Source organism: Clostridium sp. LY3-2 (assembly GCF_024705715.1).
GTDB lineage: Bacteria > Bacillota > Clostridia > Clostridiales > Clostridiaceae > Clostridium.
Map to the genome: position 1 here is coordinate 15,039 of NZ_JAMDLQ010000007.1, position 23,754 is coordinate 38,792.

The window sequence follows — 23,754 nt, forward strand, 5'->3', positions numbered from 1 at the left end:
TATCTTTACCACCTATATTCTCAAAATATTACACTAAGTTATTATTTGCATTTTTATAAATATTATTATTTTTATATTTATATTCTAATTTTTATTTCTCACTAATATTATAATATTAAGTACAAAAATTATAGGAGGATTCTGTTATGAGCAAAAAACCTTCTTCTAAACAAAATATTTTTTCTGAAGAATATGTTAAAAAAAATATTTTGCATCATTATGACTTAGAAGATTCCACTATCGGTTTAATAAAATTTAAAGACACTCAAAAGCATCGCGCTGTTTATAAAATTTCATCTAAAAGCGCTGCCTTTTGCCTAAAAAAAATATATTTTAACGAAGATAGCTTACTGTTTGTTTATTCTGCACTTCAGTGGTTATGGAAAAAAGGAATAAAAACCCCTATCCTACTAAACACTAAAGACGGTTTGAAATATGTAAAACATGATGGAATGATTTTTATACTTACACCTTGGGTCGACGGATATAAATGTGACTTTGATAATTTAGACCACATTATTCTTTCTGTTAGACAGCTTGCCCACATTCACAACAGCTCAAGAAGCTTTTTCCCTATTAAAGGAAGTGAAGATAGAGTAGGTCTAAATAGCTACTACATATCTATCTTAAAACATTTTAATCATTTACTTACTTCATACAATAAAGCTGTATCTACTAAAGATAAATTTTCAAATATCTTCTTAGAAAATTTTGAAGATAATTTGTTTCTTGCAAAAAAATCTTTAGAAATAGCATCTCGTATTGATGATGATGAACTATCTAAATCTATATGTCATGGTGATTATGTTAGTAAAAATATACTTTTTGATAACGATAATAATATCTGGGTTATAGATTTAGATAAGTGTAAATACGATTATTCTATTCGTGACCTCGGTTATTTTTTAAGAAGACTCCTTAGACGAGACAATACTTGTTTTAACTTAGAACTCGCACTATCTCTACTAAGAGAATACAACTATCACTCTAAGCTTACCCCATCTGACTTAAGATATCTAGTGACTTATATAAGTTTTCCACAAAAGTTTTGGAAAATTTCAAAAGATTACTTTAAAAATATAGGAAAATGCAATAAAAGTGCCTTTATAACCCTTCTTATGAAGAGTAATGAAAAGCTTAACTTTCAAATTGATTTTGTAAAAGAAATAATTCCAAGAATTGAAAAAGAATATAATATAACATTATAAAAGGTCTATCGGATATTTCCGATAGACCTTAAAATTTACTATCTTTTATTTTTAACTTGAGCTTGCGCTGCTGCAAGTCTTGCTAATGGAACTCTAAATGGAGAACAAGAAACATAATCTAAACCTATATTGTGACAGAACTCTACTGATGAAGGGTCTCCTCCATGTTCTCCACAAATTCCAAGTTTAATATCTTTTCTAGTTTCTCTTCCTTTTGAAGCCGCCATTTCAACTAACTGTCCTACTCCATTTTGATCAAGCTTTGCAAATGGATCTTGCTCATAAATTTTACTATCATAGTATGAATTTAAGAACTTAGCTGCATCATCTCTTGAGAATCCAAATGTCATTTGAGTTAAATCATTAGTTCCAAATGAGAAGAATTCAGCTTCTTTAGCTATGCTATCTGCTGTAAGTGCAGCTCTTGGGATTTCTATCATTGTTCCTACTTTGTAGTCAATTTTAGTTCCCTTTTCAGCCATAACTTCTTCTGCTGTTTTAACAACTACATCTTTAACAAATTTTAATTCTTTTACATCACCTATTAAAGGAATCATTATCTCTGGAACTACTTCATACCCTCTTTCAACAGTAACTGCAATTGCAGCTTCTATTATAGCTCTAGTTTGCATTTCTGCAATCTCTGGATAAGTTACAGCTAAACGGCAACCTCTGTGTCCCATCATTGGGTTAAATTCGTGCTTGCTATCTACTTCTGACTTAATATCCTCAACACTAACATCTAATTCTTTTGCTAAGTTTTTCATATCCTCTAAAGTATGAGGTAAGAATTCATGTAGTGGTGGGTCTAAAAGCCTTATAGTAGCTGGCATTCCTTTAAGTGCTTCGTATATAGCTATAAAGTCAGCTCTTTGCATTGGAAGTATCTTATCTAATGCTTTTTTTCTATCTTCTAAAGTTTTAGCTAAAATCATTTCTCTAACTGCTAATATTCTATCTTCTGCAAAGAACATATGCTCAGTTCTGCAAAGTCCTATTCCTTCTGCACCAAACTCAACAGCTTGTTTTGCATCTCTTGGAGTATCAGCGTTAGTTCTAACTTTTAACTTTCTTATTTCATCTACCCATTCCATAAATGTTTTAAAGTGTCCTGTTATTTCAGGAGTTACAGTTTTGATTTTCTCTGCATAAACATTTCCTGAAGTACCATCTATTGAAATGTAATCTTCAGCTTTATAAACTTTACCGTTTACTTCTAAAGTTTTCTTTTCTTCATTTACTTTTAGTGCGCCACAACCAGCTACACAACAAGTTCCCATTCCTCTAGCTACAACCGCTGCGTGAGAAGTCATTCCCCCTCTTACAGTTAAGATACCTTGTGCAGCTATCATACCTTCTATATCTTCTGGTGAAGTTTCAAGTCTTACTAAAACTACGTTTTCACCGTTTTGAGCTCTCTCTTTTGCCTCTTCTGCTGTAAATGCTATTTTACCGCATGCAGCACCTGGAGAAGCTGGAAGACCTTTAGCTACTGGAGTAGCCTTCTTTAAATCTTCATCATAGAAAGCTGGGTGTAATAATGTATCTAATTGCTTAGGCTCTACCTTTAAGATAGCTTCTTCTTTAGTTAAAGTTCCATCTTCAACTAAGTCAACAGCTATTTTTAAAGCAGCTTGCGCTGTTCTTTTACCATTTCTAGTTTGAAGGAAATATAATTTACCTTCTTCTATAGTAATCTCCATATCTTGCATATCTCTATAATGCTTTTCTAATGTATTAACTATATCAATAAATTCTTTATATATAACTGGATTTTGCTCTTCTAATTGAGCGATTGGAAGTGGAGTTCTTATTCCTGCAACAACGTCTTCGCCTTGTGCATTCATTAAATATTCTCCGTAGATTTCATTTTCACCATTAGCTGGGTTTCTTGAGAAGACAACTCCTGTTCCTGAAGTTTCTCCCTTGTTACCAAACACCATTTGTTGAACGTTAACAGCAGTTCCCCATTCTGATGGTATATCATTTAATCTTCTATAGACATGAGCTCTAGGGTTGTCCCAAGATCTAAATACAGCAGTTATAGATTCTATTAATTGCTTTTTAGGGTCTTGTGGGAAATCTTCACCCTTTTCTTTTTTGTAGACTTATTTAAAATTCTTAACTAGTACTTTTAAGTCATCAGCAGTTAAATCTGTGTCAACTTCTACACCTTTAGCTTCTTTAGCTTTATCGATTTCATCTTCAAAAAGCCTTTTTTCTACTCCCATAACTACGTCTGAGAACATTTGTATGAATCTTCTGTATGAATCATAAGCAAATCTTGGATTATTTGTTTGTTCTGCTAAAGCTACAACCGCTTCATCATTTAATCCTAGATTTAATATTGTATCCATCATACCTGGCATTGAAACTCTTGCTCCTGACCTTACTGAAACAAGTAGTGGATTAGTAGTGCTTCCAAACTCTTTACCTGTTATTTCTTCAAGATATTTCATAGAGTTTTCTATTTCTTCGATAATTGAAGATGCTACTACTTTTCCATCATCATAATACTTTGTACACGCTTCTGTTGTAACAGTGAAACCTTGAGGAACTGGTATTCCTAAATTAGTCATCTCTGCTAAATTTGCCCCTTTTCCTCCTATAAGATTTCTCATAGATGCATTTCCCTCTTTAAAAAGGTATACGTATTTTTTCTCCATTCTCAATACTCCTCCGTTCAATACTAAAGTTATATATACTATCAGGAGAATTTTAGCCCCCCTGTAGTTAGCAAATTAAGTTAATCTCTTTCCCCTAATTTAACAAACAATTTAGTAACATTAGTTTTTGAAACCTTACCTACTATTTTAAATTGTTCTCTTTCCTCAGTAGTAACTTTTTCAACAATTGGAATACTGTCAATTTCGTGTTCGATTATTTTTTTAGCTATATCATAAGCTTGATCTTCTACAGACCCGCATACAATGTTTGGCATTCTAGTCATTATTACTCCAACTGGAACTTTATGAATATCTGTACCTCCTATTGCAATTTTAAGAAAATCTTTTCTTGAAACCGCACCTGTCAAAAATCCTTCGTTTTCTACAAATAATGTTCCTACATCATTTAAGAATAAGTATACGATTGCATCATATACTGTAGTAGCTTCACTAACTATGGAAGGTTTTGACATAATGTCACCAACTTTTATCTCGTTTATATATTCATTTATAAAACTATTTTTAGATTTATTAGAATATATATAACCTACTTTAGGTCTAGCATCGAGCGTTCCTATCATAGTTAGTATTGCAAGGTCTGCCCTAAGTGCTGCTCTCGTTACGCCAAGCTTTTCTGCTATTGCCTCACTAGTAATTGGCTGTCCTTCTTTTACTAACCTTATAATTTCTTCTTGTCTATCTGACAACTTCAAATTTATCCCTCTTTCTAATCTAAAAAGGGAATTATCAGACAATTCAGATTTTTGGAAAATTTTGCTTAATCTAATTATACCATTTTACCGTTATTTTACTATAACCATTTTCCTTTAAATTCTTTTGAATTTTCCGTTTATTCCCTTTTTGTTTATTTTATCTAGTTATTGCACGTCTTTTCTCTCTATTGCTTTAAAATTCTACTCTTCATCAAACTTAACTGTATAAGTATAAACAGTTTCATCTCCAGTGTAAACTTTACCTTTTTCACCTTTTTGGATTCCTCTGTCTTTTACTTCAGAAATCTTTTCTTTTACAGTTCCACAAACTTCTGAAGCTTTATCTTTAGCTTCATCGTATGCTTTTTTAACGTATTGGTTTATAACTTCTACGCTTCCATCAGCTTTAGTAATTTCTATTGTTATTTTAGTTGCTACTGCTGCTATTACTCCAAAAGCAAGAACTGGTGGAAGTACTATAGCTACAACAGTTGCAGCAATCCCTGCATTTACAGGAACATCAACTAAAGTTTGATCTTCTTTTTTGATTTTAATTCTACTAACGTTACCTTTTTCAATTAGCTCTTTAAGGAAAGTTTTAAACTCTTCAACAGATTTTACTCCTTTTCCTTCTGAGTCTTCTTTAGCTTTAAAGTTATCATTAACTACTACTGCACTTTCTTCAAGATAAATTAATGCATCTAAAACATTTCCAGAAGTGTGTTCTAGTGCTTCTTTAGCTACAGCATAGCTAACTCCAGTTCTTTCTCTAATTTGATCTACTTTTTCTAATGTTATTTCGCTCATTACTATCACTCCTTCAAATAATTTAACATTTCTAAGCTTTTAGGTTTTTTTGCATAGTTTGACGATATTATAAATGTTGTAACTTTTGCAATTTCTCTTTTTATATCATCTGATAAGTTTAGCATATAAATTTTATCTTGCCTCATATTACTTAAAAATCTCAAAGCATTATAAGTTCCCTTAGATATAAATAAACCATGATTTTTAGGGCACTCTTCACAAATTCCCCCAAAGTTTGATAAACTTATGTAATTTGCAGTTTTTAATTTTTTTCTACAAACAGCACAGTTATCTAGCATAAGTCCATAACCTGTTGCTTTTAAAAGTCTAAGTTCAAAAGACCTTATAAGTAATTCGTAATCTATAGCATCAGTATTTAATAAATATAAAGCTGTTAAAAAATCTTTATATAAAGTACTGTTACTTTCTCCATCTAAAAGAGCTATATCTATAAGTTCTGAAAGATAGGAAGCGTAAGTAAGCTTTTCTAAATTACTCATAAGACCTCCAAAGGAGTTTTGAATCTTTCCCTCTCTAAGGTTAAATAAATTTTTCCCTTTAAAGACCATATACTCTGCATAGCATAAAGGCTGAGTAACTGAAAATAGTTTACTTTTACTCTTTTTAGCTCCTTTTGCTATACAAGTAATCTTCCCAAACTTTTCTGTAAATAACCATACCAGTTTGTCATTTTCCTTGTAGTCTTGCACTTTTATAACAACACCACTAGTTTCTAATAGTGACATTAAACCATCCCCTGCCTATTACTACTTTTGCTTTTTGTAACCAAGTTCCTTTAGTAATAGTGCATTATCTCTCCACTCTTTTCTTACTTTTACCCAAATTTTAATATTAACTTTAGCTCTTAAGAATCTTTCAAGTTCGTATCTTGCAGTTTCTCCGATTTTCTTTAAAGTTTGCCCATTTTTACCTATTATGATTCCCTTATGTGAATCTTTTTCGCAAATTAAATCTACTTCTATGTGATAAGTTCCATTTTCTTTTTGCTTCATTTGAATTACATCAACAGCTATACCGTGAGGAACTTCATCTCTTAAGCATCTTAAAGCTTTTTCTCTAACTATTTCAGAAACTACAAATCTTTCTTGAACATCTGTAATCATATCTTCTGGGTAGTATTTAGGTCCTTCTGGTAATTCTTTTACCATAAGGTCTAATAATTTATCTACATTTTTCCCTTTAGCTGCTGAAATAGGAACTATTTCATCAAACTGGAACTCTTTTGAGAAGTCCGCTAGAGTTTTTGCAACTGCATCTTGAGTAAATTCATCTATTTTATTTAAAACTAAAAATACAGGGCATTTTTTCCCTTTAAGAGTTTCTAAAATAAATCTATCTCCTCTTCCTATTTCATCTCCTGGATTAGTTAAAAATAAAACTAAATCAACGTCTTTAGTTGATTCTTTTGCTGAGTTTACCATATATTCTCCAAGCTTATGCTTTGGCTTATGAATACCTGGCGTATCTACGAATATCATTTGATAATCATCTGTTGTTAAGATTGTTTGAATATTATTTCTAGTTGTTTGTGGTTTGTTTGAAACTATTGAAAGCTTCTCACCCATTATATAATTTAATAAAGTTGATTTACCTACGTTAGGTCTTCCGACTATTGATACAAATCCTGATTTAAACATTTTTCCTCCTAAATTAGCCAAGGTCTTTTTTTGTAAATGAACCTGGCATTAACTCTTCTATAGTTTTAACTATATAATCATTTTCATTTTTAATTATATATACTTTTACATCTCCACTTTCTGCAAACTCAGTTAAAACCTGTCTGCAAATACCACATGGATATGTGTAGTTATTTGGATCACCTATTAAAGCTATTTCTTTTAAAACCCTATTACCCTCTGATACGGCTTTAAAAATAGCAGTCCTTTCAGCGCAGTTAGTTCCACCAAATGAAGCGTTTTCTATATTACACCCAGTATAGATTTTACCATCTTCAAATAGCACTGCAGCTCCTACTTTAAAGTTTGAGTATGGGCAGTATGCCTTTTCTCTCGCTTCTATTGCTGATTTAATTAATTCTTTACTGTTCATCTTCATAAACCTCCTAGCCTCAACACTCTAAATTAAATAGTATATACTATTTAGTCTTTTCATTATAACACTAATAATAAAATTAAAAAAGTATGTGGTTTAAATTCTAAAGATTGTAAATACTAGTATTGTTAAAAGCGTTCCAAAGATAGCTCCGACAACAACTTCAAAGGTAGAGTGAACTTCTGAATCTACTCTACTTTGAGCTGTAATTATAGCCATAATAAAACTTAGCATAACACAAATTGGTTCTTCTGTTATAAGAGAAATTGCAGTTGCTAAAGAAAAAGCTAAAGCACTATGTCCGCTTGGCATTCCTCCTTTTAAAGGAGTACCTTCTCCAAATATAGCTTTTGCTATTATTGTTCCAATACATACTATAACTAATACTATAAAAATAGTATGTGGCTCTGATGTTTTAATCTTATGCATAACACCATAAGAAAGGTTTGATAGTTTATCCCAAAATATTAAATACCCCACAACTAAAGCATTTACAGCTGTAAGAAGTACTGCTCCAGCTGCAACGTTTTTTGCAATCTTAGCTAAGGGATGATAATAATTTGTATTCATATCGACTACAGCTTCTATTGCTGTATTTATCATTTCTGCACCTATTACCATAGTTATAGTTACAGCTAAAATTAAAAATTCAATTTTTGAAACATCAAAGAAAAGACAAGAAGCTAAAATTAAAAGTGTAGCTATCATATGAATTTTCATATTTCTTTGAGTTCTAACTGTATAAATTACCCCATCTATTGCATGATTAAAACTATCTACAATCTTTTTCAATTTCATAAAAACACCCTCTATTCTAAAAATAACTTATCTTACAATCTCTAAAGAGCCGAGTATCTCTTCTTCTCTTTTTCTCATAATAGACTTTTCATCTTCTTCCATATGATCATATCCTAAAAGGTGAAGAACTGAATGCACTATTAAATAAAAAACTTCCCTTTCAAAAGAATGATTAAATTCTTCTGATTGTTCTTTTGCTCTTTCTAAAGATAAAACCATATCTCCTAAAACTAAATCTTCCCCATCAAAATAGCTATCATCAAATTTTTCATCTTTATATACTTCTTTATATACCTTTTTATCTTCAAAATCTAACATAGGGAAAGATAATACATCTGTCGCTCTATCTATATTTCTAGTTTGGTTATTTATCTCTCTTATCTCTTCATTATCTACTAAAAGCACAGATATTTCTGTTTTTATATTTACATCTTCTTCTTTTAATGCAAAATTAATAACCTCTTTTATTTTTTTTATTAAGTCTTCACTTACTTCTATTTTATCTTGATTATTTTCTACGTATATCATTCTTTTTACTCTCCTTTTAAATAATTTTATGAATATTATATACATTTAAAAAGGGGAGTTTTCGCTCCCCTTTTTGTTAATTTGCACTTTTTATTTTCTTTTCCGTAGGGTATTCTACCCTTTGGTGGTAAATTCCATTTAAAGTTTTTAAGAAGCACTTTCTTATCTTTTCTAAATCCTTTAAAGTTAAATCGCAATCATCTAACTGTCCTGAATAAAGTTTATCTTTAATGATGTTATTTACCATTTCTTCTATCTTACCTTTAGTTGGGTCACTAATAGACCTAACTGCAGCTTCAACGCTATCTGCAATCATTATAATCCCAGCTTCTTTACTGCTTGGAATAGGCCCAGGATACCTAAAATCCTCTTCTTTTATTTCATCTGGATTTTCTGAATTGTTTTTTAAAGTGTAATAAAAATATTTAACTAAAGTCGTTCCGTGATGCTGCTCTATTATATCTTTTATTACTTTTGGCATATTATATTCTTTTGCAAGTTCAACTCCATCTTTTACGTGGGACGTTATTATAAGAGTACTTAAGTTTGGAGTTATGTTGTTATGAGGATTTTCTCTTCCTATTTGGTTTTCACCAAAAAAGTACGGCCTTTTAGTTTTTCCAATATCGTGGAAATAAGCCCCAATCCTTGCTATAACAGGGTTTGCATTTACTTCTTCCGCCGCCATTTCAGCTAAGTTTGCAACTAGCATAGAATGGTGGTACGTACCCGGCGCTTCCATAAGTAATTTTTTAAGGAGCGGATTATTTGGATTTGATAGTTCTAATAACTTTAAGGATGTTACTACATCAAAAGTTGATTCTAAAAACGGTAAAAATCCAATAGCAAGTATTGCTGAAAAAATAACTCCAACTCCTGAAATTAAACTTATGCTTAAAACTTCACTTAAGTTGTTTGAAATTAAAACTCCTGTTGTAAAAGTTAATACAGTACTAAATATAGTTATAGATACAGATAAACGCATTATATCGTTTCTTTGTTGCATCTTTTTAAGTGATGTAGAACCAAGTATAGCACTTAATAACGCAAGTAGCATAACTTGTGGGTTAAAATTAACTAAAGCACTTATAACTAATACATTTAAGCTACATATAACCATAGATAATCTATAATCTATAAGAAGCGATAAAAGTATAGGCGCCGAAGTTAAAGGAATTGCAAAGGGCGATAGAGCCCCTATAACTCTAGATAAAATAAATGATATTATAGATACTGTATTTATAAGTATCATCATTTTTGTATCTTTATAAGTTTCTTTGTGATTTTTAGCTATATATACGTTTTGAAGTACAAATACTAAAACAACAAATACAGCTAAAACAACATACATTATAAAAAATTCTCTACCACTACTTTTATCTAATAAACCTAAATCCTCTAAAACTGAAAGCTGCTCTCCTGTAATTGGTTCGCCTTCACTTACTATAGTTTGGTTTTTCTTTATAATAACTTTTTGAACATTCTTTTTAGCATCTTTAATAGCTTGGTCTGTCGCTCCAACATCAAGATAAAAATTTGGCTTAATCTGAGGCAATATAACTTTTTTTAAGACATCTTTTACTTTGTTTGAAGTATTTAAATATCCTATTTTTTCTTCTGCTAAATTTTTAGCTTGAGCTAAGCTTTCCTCATTGTCATCTGGTATGTTTTTTCTATAAACATCAATTATAACGCCATTTAAATCGTATTTAAGGCTATCTAATTCTTCTGAACTAAGATTAAGCAAAACTTTTAGTTCGTCTTCACTTAAATTATAATCGCTAAGCTTTTTAAGTTCATTTACTTTATCCTCTGTGTTTTTATCAGATGATTTAATATTTATTATCTTATTAAAAAATCCTTCAATATAACTTTTAGCACTTTCTTCAATGCTTGTGTTTAAAGTATATTTCTTTTCCACTCCCTTAGCGGCTTCATCTTCTTTGTCTTTAGTTGCAACTTCGTTAATTGTATCTCTCGGAGCTTTTATATCTGTTCTTGCAATATCCCCTTCTTTTAGATCGTATTGCTTAAAAGAAATTGAAGTTATAAGTAGTATGTATGTTATTAAAAAGCTAAGTCCATACATAGCATACCTTATATATTTTTCTTTAGGACTCAATTTTAATCTTTTAATTTTTTTCAATGTTTATCACCTTCTTATCAAAAGAGCTAATTTTCTAAATCTTATAAAGCGATGTCTTGCAGCACAACAAATTGCACTTTTACTCTAATCATACCATCACCTAAATCAGTTACATCTATATCTTTACCTACGACTTTAGCTTCGTTAGTTAAATCTTTAAGTAATAATTTTTCTAACTTTTTAGAAGCTTTTAAAACTTCTTCGTCTCTTTCTAATTTAACTTCTTTAAGTTCCTTTTCAAAGTACTCTACCCCTTTAATCAACCCAGTATTATCTTCTATTTTATCATACTCCTTAAAGGAATTTGTATATTTTTTTAAATAAATTCTTCGCCCAAAGAAAGTTATATATTTTTCTTTAAAACTTTCTCCTGTTCTTTTTAATTCTTTTCCACTAATTCTTATATCTACTTCCTTATCATAAAAGGTATTTGCCATTACTTTACCGCTAGCTATACACTCGTATTTTGTGCCTTCTGAGCCGTTATAAGGCTCAATTAATATATCACCCTTCTTTACCATATTACCAGGTTCTACAACAGCCGTACCACTTTCTGTGTATATCCTTTTAACTTCACCATCCATAGTAGCAATTACGCTATCAACTTCTTTTTCTAAAAGCTTTGGCGGATTTACCTTTTCCTCTATATCTATTTTTAAAGTAGAACCTTCTATTCTGCTTCTTGCCCAAACTATTTCAGAACTTGAATCTTCTAATTTTTTCTCTAAAGAATAAACATCTAAAGCATTCTTTTTCATCCCTTGTTTAACTCCAAGCTTACTTAAAATCTCACGCACTTCGTATGGAGATAAGTTCTCTGTAGTTTTTATATCTATTGACCATATATGTGTAGACAAAATAAAAATTATTAATCCAAATAAAACAGATCCAACTAACAAAGAAGATCTTCTTTTAAGCCTTCTAATTAAAATATTTCTTCCTCTTTCTTTTACTATTTTAATTTTCCCTCTATTAGCTTTTACTATCTTTTTTATATCTTTATAATCTTCTTCATATACATCTAAACTTAAAAGGGCTATGTTTAGCCTTTTTACATTTTTAATAAATATTCCTTCTTTAGATATTATGTTTAAAACTTTTTCAGGTTCTAATATATTAATCTCTATAGTTAAAACAGAATCAAATCTACTCTCTTTCATTTATAACTTTCTCCTTATAGTAAATAGAATTAAATTCCCCTTTTACAGCAATAGTATCATCCCCTATATACATAATATTTAACTTTGAACCTTCTATAGTTATTTTTCCAAGCCTACTATTTAGTAAAATCTCTTCATTTGTAAATTTCAAAAGACCTTTATGGTTTTCAATTAATACTTCCTGATTCCCAAGCACCGTTATTTTAGGAATATTATATAAGACTTCCTTAGGTAAACCTAAAGAATCTACAACTCTCTCTTTCTTTTCTCTAATCTCTTCAAACATATTTCTATCTCCTTATAATTTCTATCATAATAATTTATGTTATCTAAAGGAGATTAATTACTATTTTTGCGCAACAAAAAAAGAGCTAAATATAATATTTAGCTCTTTTCTATAACAAGTAATAATAAAATAAAATATTCTATTATATATTACTTAAATAATCTTTAACTATTCCACTAACAAGTTTACCATCTGCTTTACCTACAGTTCTAGGTCTAACTAATGCCATAACCTTGCCCATGTCTTTCATGTTAGTAGCTCCCGCGTCTTGTGCTGATTCTTTGACTATTTGTAATATTTCTTGTTCGCTTAGTTGCTGAGGTAGATAATTTAGCAAGATTTCGATTTCTGCGTTAGCTTCATCAACTAAATCTTGTCTATTACCTTTTTCAAACTCAAGCACAGCTTCTCTTCTTTGCTTGACTTCTTTTGCTAAAATTTCGATTACTGTACTGTCATCTGCAGGCTTTTGCTCATTCTTCTCAACTTGAAGTATAGCAGCTTTAGCGCTACCTAAAACTTTAGTTTTGAATTTGTCTTTAGCCTTTAAAGATGTTTTCCAGTCTTCTTGAAGTCTTTCTTTAATTGTTGGCATATTTCATACCTTCTTTCAAAAAACTACTTAAATTTTCTCTTTCTTGCAGCTTCTGATTTCTTTTTCTTTTTAACGCTTGGCTTTTCGTAGTGCTCTCTTTTTCTTACTTATGAAAGAACTCCAGCTCTAGCGCATTTTCTTTTAAATCTTCTTAACGCACTTTCTAGTGTTTCGTTTTCTCCAACTTTGATTTCTGACATTTAATTATCCCTCCCTCCGCTAGCTTAAATTAATCAACTTAAATCAGCTACGGGCTTAATAACACACGGTATATTATATATCACTTTCTCTAAGAATGTCAATATATAATAGAAATTTTTTTAGCATGGTGGCCATTTCATCTTTTTGCCGCCCATAACGTGAAAGTGAATATGATTAACAGTTTGCCCACCATCTTCACCACAGTTATTTATAATTCTATATCCACCTTCTCTAATACCAAGTTCACTTGCTATTTTATTTATAACAAGGAATATGTGTGCAATGTATTTAGAATTCTCTTCTGTTATATCATTTGCACCTTGTATATGTTCTTTTGGTACTACTAAAAAGTGAATAGGGGCTTCAGGGTTTATGTCATAAAATGCATAAACTAAATCATCTTCATATATCTTTTTTGAAGGTATTTCACCTTTTATAATTTTACAAAAAATACAGTCTGTCATTTTTTCACCCCCTTTAAATTATAAACACTATATACTATTCTACCACTTTTCCCTCTGCATAGTCACCCTTTGAAGCTAAAATTTTTATTTTTATTATTTTTCCTATATTTTTAGGTTTTATTCCATGCACATGAACTTTAACGTAATTCTTTGTATAACCTTCGTAAACGCCTTCTTCGCCCTTAACTTCGTGCTCTATTAAAACACCTAATTCTCTTCCGATTAAAGACTCTGTAAAGTTATTTTCATTAAATTTATTAAGTTCTATAAGCTTTTTAGATCTTTCTTCTTTTTTATTACCATCAATTTGGTTTTCCATATCGGCAGCTTTAGTTCCAGTTCTTGGACTAAATTTAAATATATGGGTTTTAGTTAATTTAATTCTTTTTAAGAATTCATAAGTTTCATTAAACTCTTCATCAGTTTCCCCTGGGAAACCTACTATAACGTCCGTAGTTATAGATACATCTTCTAAGTTTTCTCTTAAAACATTAACTATTTTTTCGTATTCTTCAGCTGTATATCTTCTATTCATTCTTTTTAAAGTGTCATTACATCCACTTTGAAGAGATAAATGGAATTGAGGACAAAGCTTTTTCATATTCTTGCACTTTTCTACTACTTCATCTGTAAAGAATGATGGCTCTATAGAACCTATTCTAACTCTTTCTATACCATCTATCTTCTCTATTTCTTCAAGAAGCGTTACAAGGCTTATATTCCCCTCTAAATCAACACCATAAGATGCTGTGTGGATACCTGATAGTATTATCTCTTTAAATCCTTTATTAGCTAATTGCTTTACTTCGTTTAAAACAACATCAAAGTCTTTAGAACAAACCGCACCTCTAGTATATGGAATTAAGCAGTATGCACAAAATCTATTGCATCCATCTTGAATTTTTAAGAAAGCTCTAGTCTTATCTCTATAATCTTCTATTTGAAGATTTTCGAATTTTTTGTTTTTAAGTACAGCCCCAACTTCTATTTGGATCTTCTTTTCGTCTCTAGCTTTATTTACATAGTAAACTATATCCCCTTTGTTTCTAGTTCCAAGGACTACATCTACACCTTTTATTTCAGAAACTTCTTTTGGGGCTATTTGTGAATAACATCCAACTACTGCAATTATAGCATTAGAGTTTTGTCTTCTAGCTCTTCCTATAATCTGTCTTGATTTTTTATCTCCTGTATTTGTTACTGAACACGTATTTATTACATAAACATCCGCTTTTTCTGAAAAATCAACTACACTGTAACCATCTCTTACGAATTTTTCAACCATAGCCTCTGATTCATATACGTTAACTCTACAACCTAATGTAGAAAATGCTACCTTCATTATTCTATTCCTCCTAAATCAGCAAATTCATATTGAATAAGTGATGCTGCAACGAAACCTGCAGTCTCTGTTCTTAAAATTCTTTTTCCAAGAGTTATAATTTTAGCACCAGAACTTTTTAGTTTTGAGATTTCTATTTCTTCAAATCCACCTTCTGGCCCAACTATAATACAAACATTTTTTATATCTTCTTTTGATACCTCTTTTGAAAGTTTTTTCATTCCGTATCCTTCTTGATTTTCATAAGGAACTACAACTAAATCATATTCTTTTATCTCTTCTAAAAGAGTTTCAAAAGTTATAGGTTCTAAAACCTTTGGAATTACACTTCTTTTGCTTTGCTTGCAAGCTTCAAGTGCTATTCTATTTAATCTATCTAGCTTTTTAAAATCACCCTTAAGTTTAACGTCAACCCTTTCAGTAATTACAGGTTTAAATAAACTTATTCCAAGTTCTGTTCCTTTTTGAACTATCAAATCCATCTTTTGAGCCTTTGGCATCCCTTGAAAAAGTGTTATGTTAACTCTACTTTCGTTATTTATATCTAGCTTTTCTATTATTTTTAAATTAACTTCTGATTTACTAATATCATTTATAGAAGCTAAATATTCGATTCCTTCACAGTCATTTAAAACTACTTCATCACCTTCTGAAAGTCTTAAAACTTTATATATATGTTTAACATCATCCCCAAGTATTTTGGCGAAGCTATCTATAATATTTTCTTTAGGTGTAAAAAATTTATGCATATATAGCCTCCTCTCTTACTTTGCTTTTGCAACTATTGCGTTCCATTCTCCATCTTTGTTTATTTCTATTATTTCAAAACCAGCACTTTCTAGTTTTTCTTTAACCATAGGAACTCTTTCGTGGATTATTCCAGAACTTATAAAGTATCCATCATCTTTTAAAACTCTTCTTACGTCTTCTGTTAAGATACATACTATTTCAGCTAAGATATTTGCAACTACAATATCAGCTTTACCATCTATAACTTCAACTAAATTTCCGTAAAGAATTTCTATATTATCTATATCATTATATCCTATATTCTCTTTCGCTGATTCTACAGCAACAGGGTCTAAATCAACTCCTATAGCTTTTTTAGCTCCAAGCTTTGCAGCTGTGATTGCAAGTATTCCAGAACCACAACCTACGTCAAATACTATACTATCTCTTTTAACATACTTTTCTAAAGCTTTCATACAAAGACTAGTAGTTTCGTGGTCTCCTGTTCCAAACGCCATACCTGGATCTAATTCAACTACTAAATCTTCAGGTTTTTTATCATAATCTTCCCAAATCGGCTTAACTACAATTCTTTCACCAACTCTAAAAGGTTTATAGTATTGCTTCCAGTTATTTGCCCAATCTTCTTCTTTAGTCTCTTCAACTTCTATCTCTCCAAGACCTATATCTATACCCATATCTTTAAGTTCTATAAGCTTTTCTTTTATAAGTTCTACAACACTATCTATATTATCTTCTTCTGAGAAATACCCTTTAACTACAGCGTACTCTCCCTTATGTTCTAAAACATCTTTATCTGCAAAATCCCAAGTTAATGGCCCTTTTTCAGTTTTGAAAAGGTCGTTAGGATCCTCCACTGATACGTTGTTACAATCTATTCCATAAAAAATACCTGAGACAGGTTCTATAGCTTCACTAGTTGTTTTAACACTAATTGATATCCATGTTCCTTCCATTACTTTCATCCTCTCTTATTAAGTTTCACTTTATTTTACACTTTACTTCCCTAACTGTCTAGGGCGGATAAATTTCCTAAATAAATAAAATAAGAAGTCTGAAAAACAGACTTCTTATTTAAACAAATCTTTGAATCCTTTTTTATGTTCTTTATGTTCACTTTCTGGTTTTTCACCTGATGCTTCCATAAACATTTCTAAAGCTTCTTTTTGTTTTTGATTTAATTTTTTAGGAATATCAACTATAACTTTAACGTATTGATCTCCTCTTCCGCTTCCATTTAGCTTTTTAACACCTTTTCCTTTTAATCTGAAAAGTGCACCTGATTGAGTACCTGCTGGAACAGTATATTTAACATTTCCATCTACAGTTTCAACTGTTATTTCAGTACCAAGAGCTGCTTTAGCTATTGAAATGTGAGTCTCTGTGTGTATATCTACACCTTTTCTTACGAATTTATTTGATGGAGTAACTATAAATTTAATGTATAAATCACCTGCTGGTCCTCCATTACTTCCATCTTCACCTTGTCCTCTTAAAGGCATAACATTTCCAGTATCAACACCTGCTGGAACATTAATTTTGATTTTTCTAGTTTTTCTAACTGAACCTTTTCCTTTACAATCTGGACAAGGAGTTTCAATTATTTTACCAGTACCACCACACTCATCACAAGTTGCAGTACTTACAAAACTTCCAAGAGGAGTTTGTCTTTGAACTCTAATTTGTCCTGTACCGTTACATGAAGGACAAGTTTTTGGAGAAGTACCTGCTTTTGCACCACTTCCGTTACAACTTGAACATTTCTCATTTCTAGTTACAGATATTTCTTTTTCTGCACCATTTATAGCTTCTTCAAATGTTAATCTTAAAGTATATTCTAAATCAGCGCCTCTTTTAGGTCCATTTCTTCTAGCACCTGAAGAACCACCGCCTCCAAAGAACGTATCAAATATATCACCAAAGCCGCCCATATCTCCGAAGTCAAAGCCTCCAAATCCAGCTCCGCCTCCACCAAATCCTGCACCATCGAAATCTGCAGTACCGAATTGGTCATATTTTGCTCTCTTATCAGCATCTGATAAAACTTGGTAAGCTTCATTAATTTCTTTGAACTTTTGTTCAGCTTCTGGATTATCTTTATTCTTATCTGGATGGTACTTAACAGCTAATTTTCTAAACGCTTTTTTAATTTCAGCATCTGTTGCACCCTTCTCAACGCCAAGAACTTCATAATAATCTTTTCCTGCCATTTATTTGTCACCACCTAATTTATTCTTAACCTTTAAAAAGGGAAGACGACTTTTGTCTTCCCTTATTCATTATAGTTTAAATTAACTATTGTTTACAATAATTATTTATCATCTTCTACTTTGAAGTCTGCATCAACAACATTGTCGTCGTGTGGTGCTGATCCAGCATTTGCTCCCATATTACTTGGGTCAAATCCTTCTGCTCCTGGTTGAGCTCCAGCTTCTTGGTATATTTTTGATGATATAGCGTAGAATTCTTGAGTTAATTCTTCAACTGATTTTTTGATAGCTTCTAAATCTTCACCATCTTTAACAGCTTTAACTGCATTTAATTTTTCTTCTACTTTTGCTTTATCTTCTGCAGAAACTTTATCTCCTAAGTCAGCTAAAGTTTTTTCTGTTTGGTAAACAGCTTGGTCTGCGTTATTTTTAACTTCTATTGATTCTTTTCTTTTCTTATCTTCTTCAGCGAATTTTTCTGCTTCTTTAACAGCTGCTTCTACTTCTGAATCTGAAAGGTTTGTTGAAGCTGTGATTGTTACGTTAGCTTCTTTTCCTGTTCCTTTATCTACTGCTGATACGTTAACTATACCGTTAGCATCTATATCGAAAGTAACTTCGATTTGAGGGATTCCTCTAGGTGCTGGAGCTATTCCAGATAAAGTGAATCTTCCTAAAGTTTTGTTATCAGCTGCCATTTGTCTTTCACCTTGAACTATGTGAATTTCAACTGAAGTTTGACCATCTGCAGCAGTTGAGAATGTTTGACTCTTCTTAGCTGGGATAGTTGTATTTCTTTCGATTAATGGAGTTGCAACTCCTCCTAAAGTTTCTATTCCTAAAGTTAATGGAGTAACGTCTAATAATAATACGTCTTTAACTTCACCTGTTAATACACCAGCTTGGATAGCAGCACCTATAGCTACGCACTCATCTGGGTTAACTCCTTTTGAAGGATCTTTTCCTATAAATTCTTTAACTGCATCTTGAACAGCTGGAATTCTTGTTGAACCACCAACTAATAATACTTTATCTATATCGTTAATTGAAAGATTTGCATCTTGTAATGATTTTCTGATTGGTTCTATAGTTCTTTGAACTAAGTCGTGAGTTAATTCGTTGAATTTAGCTCTAGTTAAGTTCATATCTATATGTTTTGGTCCTGTTGCATCAGCTGTGATAAATGGTAAGTTGATGTTTGTTTGAGTTGATGATGATAACTCAATTTTAGCTTTTTCAGCAGCTTCTTTTAATCTTTGAAGAGCCATTTTATCGTTTCTTAAATCTATTCCATTTTCAGCTTTGAATGTTTCTGCAATGTGGTTTATAACTGCGTTATCGAAATCATCTCCACCTAGTTTTGTATCTCCGTTTGTTGATAAAACTTCAAATACACCATCTCCAAGTTCTAGGATAGATACGTCGAATGTACCACCACCTAAGTCATAAACTAATACTTTTTCTTCGTGGTCTACTTTATCTAAACCGTAAGCAAGCGCTGCTGCTGTTGGTTCGTTTATTATTCTTAAAACTTCAAGTCCAGCAATTCTACCTGCGTCTTTAGTTGCTTGTCTTTCAGCATCATTAAAGTATGCTGGAACTGTAATAACTGCTTGGTTTACAGTTTCTCCTAAGTAACTTTCTGCATCTGCTTTTAATTTTTGAAGTATCATTGCTGATATTTCTTGTGGTGAGTAATCTTTATCATCAATTTTCACTTTAAAATCAGTACCCATATGTCTTTTGATTGACATTATTGTTTTATCAGGGTTTGTGATTGCTTGTCTTTTAGCTACCTGTCCTACTAATCTTTCTCCATTTGCTTGGAAAGATACTACTGATGGAGTAGTTCTTGAACCTTCAGCGTTAGTTATAACTACTGGTTCTCCACCTTCCATAACTGCTACACATGAGTTAGTTGTTCCTAAGTCAATTCCTATAATTTTTCCCATAATCTATTCCTCCTTAAAACAAGTTCTTATGCCTTGCCATTAAAAATTCTTTATTTTTTATTATATATAATGTAAAGTTTCTAAACTAGTTAGCAACCTTTACCATTGTATGTCTTATTACTTTGTCGCCTCTTTTATATCCCTTTTGGAATACTTCAGCTACTGAATTTTCTTTAAAATTTTCATCTTGAACGTGTGCTACTGCTTGATGCACGTTAGGATCAAATCCTTCTTCTGTACTTATAAGTTCTACTCCAAGTCTATCTAGTGAGTTTTGGAAGCCTTTTAGTGTCATTTCAACACCTTTTTTCATATCTTCAACAGAACCTTCTGCTTCTACTGCTCTTTCTAGATTATCAAGATTTGGTACGATTTCTTTAAGTACGTCTACACATGCATCTGTGTAAATTCCTTCTTTTTCTTTTGCAGTTCTTTTTCTAAAGTTATCATACTCAGCTGTTACTCTAAGTAATCTGTCTTTAAGAGTTTCTAGTTCACTGTTTAATTTTTTTATTTCCTCTTTGCTCTTTTTAAACATTTGAACCTCATCCTCTTCTTCTTTATTTTCTGAAGCTTCTTCTTTATTTTCTGAAGCTTCTTCTTTAGAATCATTTAATTCTTCTTTTGATTCATTTTCAACTTCATTCGTTTCAATGTTTTCTGCATTTTCTTCTGAGTTTTCTAACGTTTCTTCGTTTTCTAACTTTTCTTTGTTATCTTCCATGCGCTCACACCCCATTTTCTTATTTATCTGATTTACCTCGTAAGGTTTTATTCAATTCGTTCATGACCTGTGCCATTATCGCTATTACTTTAGAATAATTAATCCTTCTTGGTCCAATAAGTCCAATAGTCCCTTTAGCATTATTGCCTAACGAGTATTCACAAGATATAACAGAGCATTCACTAGCTTCAGGCAAGTAATTTTCTTCGCCTATTTTTATAGTTATATCTTTATTAGGTTCTAATAATTCAAGTACACACTCTTTATCGTGTAAAAGCGAAAGAATTTTCTTTGCTTTATCGATATCGTTATATTCAGGATAGTTGAATATATTTGTTGTACCTTCCATAAATACTCTAGAAGTATCATCTTCCTTTAAGCAATTGTAAAGTGCTGGTAGTATAGCATTGAAAAGTTCATCATGCCCTCCTAGATCTTCTTTTAAGTTATTAATAACTTCAAGATTTATTTGATCTATAGTTAGATTAACTAAGTTCTTATTTAATAAGTAATTAATCTCTTCTATAGACCCGGTTTCAGGTGCATAATTTACTTTAATAAGATTATTTTTTACAAGGCCACTATCAGTAACTATAACTGCAAGTAAGCTTCTATCATCTACTTTAACTATCTGAATAGATTTAACTCTACTCATCTTCATAGATGGGGTACTTACAATACAAGTTAAATTAGTTAACTCTGAAAGAAGTTCGCTTGCACTTTTTACAATCTTATTAACTTCAAGCATAGCTGAGTCGATGAGGTATTGCTTTATTCTAAGCTCTTCATCTTTGCTTAACATCTGTTGATCCATAATTGAATCTACATAGAGTCTATATCCCTTACTTGAAGGAATCCTACCTGCTGATGTATGAGGCTGTTCTAAAAAACCTAAATCCTCTAAATCAGACATCTCATTCCTTATCGTAGCGGATCCTACTCCTAGGTCATGGTTTTTAGCTATTGTTCTTGAACCTACAGGTTCGCCTGTTCTAATGTAATCATTTATAATAGCTTCAAGTATTTTTATCTTTCTGTCATCAATAATCATACCATCACCTCTATTTGTTAGCACTCACTATTATCGAGTGCTAATGACTACAATACAAATATATGACGATTAAACTTTTTTGTCAATAATTTAAATTCTTAAATTTTAAAGTCTAACCGCCTTTATTTTTATTTTTCTTTAATTTTCTTCAAAATACTCTTTTATACTAATTATTTTAAATTATTTTTCACCTTTTTTGACTTTTATTTAATAAAGTCAGATAATATGTAATTTGAAATTTCTATCCCCTTAGGAGTAAATTTCAAATTACCTCCTTCTATAGTTAAAGCGTTAGTTTTAATATACTTTTCTATAACTTCTTCATATATAGAAAAAATGCTAACTTTAAATCTTTTTTCAAACTCTTTAAGGTTTATTCCATCTATTAACCTTAAACCTAAGAAAATAAATTCTTCAATATCTTCCTTTTCTGAGTTCTTAGATTTCGTTTCTATTACAGTATGCCCTTCATTTATATTTTTTATATACTTTTCTATATCATCAATATTTTTAAATCTCTCGCCTTCTACATAAGAACTAGATGATACACCTACTCCTAAATAATCTTCTAGTTTCCAATAAACTATGTTATGTTTACACTCTTTATCTTTTTTAGAGTAGTTTGATATCTCGTATTGATGATATCCTTTTTCTTCTAATAGCTCTTTAGCCTTACTATACATTTCTCTTTCTTCTTCTTCACTTGGCAATTTCAACATATCTTTTTCATATAAATTATAAAAAGGCGTTCCTTCTTCAATAATCAAACTATAAACTGAAATATGATTTGGGTTTAATTTTAAAACATCATTTAAAGTATTTAAAAATTCACCTAAATTTTGATTTGGAAGACCAAACATCAAATCAATATTGATATTTGTAATTCCACCTTTTATTAGCTCCTCATAATTATCTTTGAAAATTTTAAAAGTATGAATTCTACCTATCTCTTTTAAAAGATTGTCATTTGTAGTTTGAAGTCCTAAGCTTACTCTATTTATTCCGTTATCTTTTATTATTTCTATCTTCTTTTTATTTAATGTACCAGGGTTACATTCTATTGTTTTTTCAGCATCTTTTTTATATGTTAAATTATTCAAAGTCTTTAAAAGAATCTCTAAATCCTCTTCATCTAAATAAGAAGGTGTTCCTCCCCCTATAAATAAAGTATTTATAATTTTATCTTTTGATTTTTCTTCTATCTCTTTGCATAAAGCTAATATATAATCTTTTTTTAAATGATCCTTCCCTCCATAAGACGGAAAATCACAATATAAACATTTTGACTTACAAAAAGGTATATGAACATATAATGATAGTTCTTTCATAAATACACTCCTATTTTTTATTTTCTTTACTAAAAATTATATATCTATATATAATTTGATACAAATTTAAAATATATAATTTCTAAAAAAATAAAAGAGACTAAATTTTTAGCCTCTTTTAACTATATATAAAACTTTATTATAATAAAGTTTCAGCTTCTCTTTTTAATGATTCTAATTCTAAATTTTCAGTTTCTAAAACTGAAAAATCATGAATTTCTTTAAAGTTATAGAAATAATTTGCAAAGGCAATCTTTTTTGATCTATTTATATCTAAATCAATAGCAACTTTATCTAAAAAGTCAACTTCATCATCACCATATTTACCGTCAACTAAAGCTAAACCTACAAGTTCAAAGTAAACTATCTTCTTTTGTCTCTCAGTCATAACTTTTAATATTTTCATAAGCTCGTCGTAGCTTAAATCAGTAATTTCATCTTCTTTTAAGTCTAGTTCTTTTAAATAATCATTTATCAATCTTTTTTCTTCTCTTGCTACATCTTTATCAACCTCTGAGAAAAGTTTTACTAAGTTCATAAATGCGATAGCTTCACCCTTATTAAATTCTTTTAAAAACATATAATCCCTCCCAAAATATATCTAATGACGTCATTATACCATATATAATACCGTATTTTGCAATTCTTAATAACTCTTTATTTATTATTAAGATTTTATCCATATTTTCCTAATAATTCATGTTTTTTCTTAAGGTTAATTTATTAGTATTTGTATTTTATAGATATAAAAA

Annotated in this window: 22 protein-coding genes and 2 pseudogenes; 1 reads left to right on the top strand and 23 read right to left on the bottom strand. The window is 30.6% G+C overall.

From position 1 onward, the window contains the following. Positions 1-146: 146 nt before the first annotated feature. Complete coding sequence (locus M4I33_RS01150) at positions 147-1,208, top strand: CotS family spore coat protein (protein WP_257914948.1); 1,062 nt, start codon at positions 147-149, stop codon at positions 1,206-1,208. Positions 1,209-1,246: 38 nt separating this feature from the next. Here the strand turns inward: M4I33_RS01150 and ppdK are convergent. From ppdK to M4I33_RS01265, 23 genes and pseudogenes are all read right to left on the bottom strand, one after another. Beyond that, positions 1,247-3,874: pseudogene (gene ppdK, locus M4I33_RS01155) on the bottom strand (pyruvate, phosphate dikinase). Between the two features lie 80 nt (positions 3,875-3,954). Further along, complete coding sequence (locus M4I33_RS01160; protein ID WP_257914949.1) at positions 3,955-4,587, bottom strand: helix-turn-helix transcriptional regulator; 633 nt, start codon at positions 4,585-4,587, stop codon at positions 3,955-3,957. A gap of 201 nt (positions 4,588-4,788) precedes the next feature. Continuing rightward, a complete protein-coding gene (locus M4I33_RS01165) occupies positions 4,789-5,394 on the bottom strand; it encodes a DUF4342 domain-containing protein (protein WP_257914951.1) in 606 nt (201 codons plus the stop codon). Positions 5,395-5,399: 5 nt separating this feature from the next. After that, positions 5,400-6,140 carry a DNA repair protein RecO gene (gene recO, locus M4I33_RS01170; protein WP_257914953.1) on the bottom strand — a complete coding sequence of 247 codons (741 nt, stop codon included), beginning with the start codon at positions 6,138-6,140 and terminating at the stop codon, positions 5,400-5,402. 21 nt (positions 6,141-6,161) lie between these two features. Continuing rightward, on the bottom strand, positions 6,162-7,052 hold the full coding sequence (gene era / locus M4I33_RS01175; RefSeq protein ID WP_257914955.1) for a GTPase Era: 891 nt from the start codon (positions 7,050-7,052) through the stop codon (positions 6,162-6,164). A gap of 13 nt (positions 7,053-7,065) precedes the next feature. After that, a complete protein-coding gene (locus M4I33_RS01180; protein ID WP_257914963.1) occupies positions 7,066-7,464 on the bottom strand; it encodes a cytidine deaminase in 399 nt (132 codons plus the stop codon). A gap of 99 nt (positions 7,465-7,563) precedes the next feature. Further along, positions 7,564-8,265, bottom strand: coding sequence for a diacylglycerol kinase (locus M4I33_RS01185; RefSeq protein WP_257914965.1), 702 nt, complete (start codon positions 8,263-8,265; stop codon positions 7,564-7,566). A 27-nt stretch (positions 8,266-8,292) separates the two neighbouring features. Beyond that, positions 8,293-8,793 carry an rRNA maturation RNase YbeY gene (gene ybeY, locus M4I33_RS01190; RefSeq protein WP_257914973.1) on the bottom strand — a complete coding sequence of 167 codons (501 nt, stop codon included), beginning with the start codon at positions 8,791-8,793 and terminating at the stop codon, positions 8,293-8,295. A gap of 76 nt (positions 8,794-8,869) precedes the next feature. Further along, on the bottom strand, positions 8,870-10,939 hold the full coding sequence (locus M4I33_RS01195; RefSeq protein WP_374707683.1) for an HD family phosphohydrolase: 2,070 nt from the start codon (positions 10,937-10,939) through the stop codon (positions 8,870-8,872). A gap of 41 nt (positions 10,940-10,980) precedes the next feature. Then, on the bottom strand, positions 10,981-12,099 hold the full coding sequence (gene yqfD / locus M4I33_RS01200; protein WP_257914974.1) for a sporulation protein YqfD: 1,119 nt from the start codon (positions 12,097-12,099) through the stop codon (positions 10,981-10,983). Continuing rightward, positions 12,086-12,385: a sporulation protein YqfC gene (gene yqfC, locus M4I33_RS01205; protein ID WP_257914977.1), complete on the bottom strand. Its 300-nt coding sequence runs from the start codon at positions 12,383-12,385 to the stop codon at positions 12,086-12,088. The genes yqfD and yqfC overlap by 14 nt, the downstream gene beginning before the upstream one ends. A 142-nt stretch (positions 12,386-12,527) precedes the next feature. Further along, positions 12,528-12,980, bottom strand: coding sequence for a GatB/YqeY domain-containing protein (locus M4I33_RS01210; protein ID WP_194190860.1), 453 nt, complete (start codon positions 12,978-12,980; stop codon positions 12,528-12,530). A gap of 23 nt (positions 12,981-13,003) precedes the next feature. Beyond that, positions 13,004-13,180, bottom strand: a pseudogene (rpsU, locus tag M4I33_RS01215) (30S ribosomal protein S21). A 120-nt stretch (positions 13,181-13,300) separates the two neighbouring features. Beyond that, complete coding sequence (locus M4I33_RS01220; RefSeq protein ID WP_257914980.1) at positions 13,301-13,645, bottom strand: histidine triad nucleotide-binding protein; 345 nt, start codon at positions 13,643-13,645, stop codon at positions 13,301-13,303. Positions 13,646-13,679: 34 nt separating this feature from the next. Continuing rightward, the gene (mtaB, locus tag M4I33_RS01225) at positions 13,680-14,987 is read right to left on the bottom strand and encodes a tRNA (N(6)-L-threonylcarbamoyladenosine(37)-C(2))-methylthiotransferase MtaB (protein ID WP_257914981.1); all 1,308 of its coding nucleotides are present in this window, start codon (positions 14,985-14,987) and stop codon (positions 13,680-13,682) included. Further along, positions 14,987-15,736, bottom strand: coding sequence for a 16S rRNA (uracil(1498)-N(3))-methyltransferase (locus M4I33_RS01230; protein WP_257914983.1), 750 nt, complete (start codon positions 15,734-15,736; stop codon positions 14,987-14,989). Before M4I33_RS01230 ends, mtaB begins: the two co-directional genes overlap by 1 nt. Positions 15,737-15,751: 15 nt before the next feature. Continuing rightward, complete coding sequence (gene prmA / locus M4I33_RS01235; protein WP_257914985.1) at positions 15,752-16,693, bottom strand: 50S ribosomal protein L11 methyltransferase; 942 nt, start codon at positions 16,691-16,693, stop codon at positions 15,752-15,754. A 114-nt stretch (positions 16,694-16,807) separates the two neighbouring features. Beyond that, positions 16,808-17,947 carry a molecular chaperone DnaJ gene (gene dnaJ / locus M4I33_RS01240; protein WP_257914987.1) on the bottom strand — a complete coding sequence of 380 codons (1,140 nt, stop codon included), beginning with the start codon at positions 17,945-17,947 and terminating at the stop codon, positions 16,808-16,810. A 101-nt stretch (positions 17,948-18,048) separates the two neighbouring features. Next, positions 18,049-19,899 carry a molecular chaperone DnaK gene (gene dnaK, locus M4I33_RS01245; RefSeq protein ID WP_257914989.1) on the bottom strand — a complete coding sequence of 617 codons (1,851 nt, stop codon included), beginning with the start codon at positions 19,897-19,899 and terminating at the stop codon, positions 18,049-18,051. 85 nt (positions 19,900-19,984) lie between these two features. Further along, a complete protein-coding gene (gene grpE / locus M4I33_RS01250) occupies positions 19,985-20,623 on the bottom strand; it encodes a nucleotide exchange factor GrpE (protein ID WP_257914991.1) in 639 nt (212 codons plus the stop codon). Positions 20,624-20,642: 19 nt separating this feature from the next. Then, on the bottom strand, positions 20,643-21,674 hold the full coding sequence (gene hrcA / locus M4I33_RS01255; protein ID WP_257914993.1) for a heat-inducible transcriptional repressor HrcA: 1,032 nt from the start codon (positions 21,672-21,674) through the stop codon (positions 20,643-20,645). A 203-nt stretch (positions 21,675-21,877) separates the two neighbouring features. Beyond that, positions 21,878-23,002: a radical SAM family heme chaperone HemW gene (gene hemW / locus M4I33_RS01260; protein WP_257914995.1), complete on the bottom strand. Its 1,125-nt coding sequence runs from the start codon at positions 23,000-23,002 to the stop codon at positions 21,878-21,880. Positions 23,003-23,141: 139 nt separating this feature from the next. After that, positions 23,142-23,582, bottom strand: a complete 441-nt coding sequence (locus tag M4I33_RS01265; protein ID WP_257914997.1) for a hypothetical protein — start codon at positions 23,580-23,582, stop codon at positions 23,142-23,144. Between the last annotated feature and the right edge of the window lie 172 nt (positions 23,583-23,754).

Bases quoted from the DNA above. Each gene is read 5' to 3' on its own strand.
- M4I33_RS01150 (WP_257914948.1), top strand. From the start codon at position 147: ATGAGCAAAAAACCTTCTTCTAAACAAAATATTTTTTCTGAAGAATAT.
- M4I33_RS01165 (WP_257914951.1), bottom strand. From the start codon at position 5,394: ATGAGCGAAATAACATTAGAAAAAGTAGATCAAATTAGAGAAAGAACT.
- recO (WP_257914953.1), bottom strand. From the start codon at position 6,140: ATGTCACTATTAGAAACTAGTGGTGTTGTTATAAAAGTGCAAGACTAC.
- era (WP_257914955.1), bottom strand. From the start codon at position 7,052: ATGTTTAAATCAGGATTTGTATCAATAGTCGGAAGACCTAACGTAGGT.
- M4I33_RS01180 (WP_257914963.1), bottom strand. From the start codon at position 7,464: ATGAACAGTAAAGAATTAATTAAATCAGCAATAGAAGCGAGAGAAAAG.
- M4I33_RS01185 (WP_257914965.1), bottom strand. From the start codon at position 8,265: ATGAAATTGAAAAAGATTGTAGATAGTTTTAATCATGCAATAGATGGG.
- ybeY (WP_257914973.1), bottom strand. From the start codon at position 8,793: ATGATATACGTAGAAAATAATCAAGATAAAATAGAAGTAAGTGAAGAC.
- yqfD (WP_257914974.1), bottom strand. From the start codon at position 12,099: ATGAAAGAGAGTAGATTTGATTCTGTTTTAACTATAGAGATTAATATA.
- yqfC (WP_257914977.1), bottom strand. From the start codon at position 12,385: ATGTTTGAAGAGATTAGAGAAAAGAAAGAGAGAGTTGTAGATTCTTTA.
- M4I33_RS01210 (WP_194190860.1), bottom strand. From the start codon at position 12,980: ATGCCAACAATTAAAGAAAGACTTCAAGAAGACTGGAAAACATCTTTA.
- M4I33_RS01220 (WP_257914980.1), bottom strand. From the start codon at position 13,645: ATGACAGACTGTATTTTTTGTAAAATTATAAAAGGTGAAATACCTTCA.
- mtaB (WP_257914981.1), bottom strand. From the start codon at position 14,987: ATGAAGGTAGCATTTTCTACATTAGGTTGTAGAGTTAACGTATATGAA.
- M4I33_RS01230 (WP_257914983.1), bottom strand. From the start codon at position 15,736: ATGCATAAATTTTTTACACCTAAAGAAAATATTATAGATAGCTTCGCC.
- prmA (WP_257914985.1), bottom strand. From the start codon at position 16,693: ATGGAAGGAACATGGATATCAATTAGTGTTAAAACAACTAGTGAAGCT.
- dnaJ (WP_257914987.1), bottom strand. From the start codon at position 17,947: ATGGCAGGAAAAGATTATTATGAAGTTCTTGGCGTTGAGAAGGGTGCA.
- dnaK (WP_257914989.1), bottom strand. From the start codon at position 19,899: ATGGGAAAAATTATAGGAATTGACTTAGGAACAACTAACTCATGTGTA.
- grpE (WP_257914991.1), bottom strand. From the start codon at position 20,623: ATGGAAGATAACAAAGAAAAGTTAGAAAACGAAGAAACGTTAGAAAAC.
- hrcA (WP_257914993.1), bottom strand. From the start codon at position 21,674: ATGATTATTGATGACAGAAAGATAAAAATACTTGAAGCTATTATAAAT.
- hemW (WP_257914995.1), bottom strand. From the start codon at position 23,002: ATGAAAGAACTATCATTATATGTTCATATACCTTTTTGTAAGTCAAAA.
- M4I33_RS01265 (WP_257914997.1), bottom strand. From the start codon at position 23,582: ATGTTTTTAAAAGAATTTAATAAGGGTGAAGCTATCGCATTTATGAAC.